Annotated in this window: 1 rRNA gene; it reads left to right on the top strand. The window is 52.9% G+C overall.

The features are described 5' to 3' along the window. Positions 1–641: ribosomal RNA gene (locus AC2FAK_RS22945) — 23S ribosomal RNA — on the top strand; the annotation flags it as partial.

Below are 641 nucleotides of genomic sequence, written 5' to 3'. Positions count from 1 at the left end.
TGCTGGAGGTATCAGAAGTGCGAATGCTGACATAAGTAACGATAAAGCGGGTGAAAAGCCCGCTCGCCGGAAGACCAAGGGTTCCTGTCCAACGTTAATCGGGGCAGGGTGAGTCGACCCCTAAGGCGAGGCCGAAAGGCGTAGTCGATGGGAAACAGGTTAATATTCCTGTACTTGGTGTTACTGCGAAGGGGGGACGGAGAAGGCTATGTTAGCCGGGCGACGGTTGTCCCGGTTTAAGCATGTAGGCGGAGGTTCCAGGTAAATCCGGTACCTTTTAACGCTGAGGTGTGATGACGAGGCACTACGGTGCTGAAGTAACAAATGCCCTGCTTCCAGGAAAAGCCTCTAAGCATCAGGTAACACGAAATCGTACCCCAAACCGACACAGGTGGTCAGGTAGAGAATACCAAGGCGCTTGAGAGAACTCGGGTGAAGGAACTAGGCAAAATGGTGCCGTAACTTCGGGAGAAGGCACGCTGATATGTAGGTGAAGCCCCTGCGGGTGGAGCTGAAATCAGTCGAAGATACCAGCTGGCTGCAACTGTTTATTAAAAACACAGCACTGTGCAAACACGAAAGTGGACGTATACGGTGTGACGCCTGCCCGGTGCCGGAAGGTTAATTGATGGGGTTAGCGG

Source organism: Enterobacter cloacae complex sp. 394F7 (genome assembly GCF_057320385.1).
Note: the sequence above shows the minus strand (reverse complement) of the source record. Positions and strands in the feature narration are given on the sequence as shown.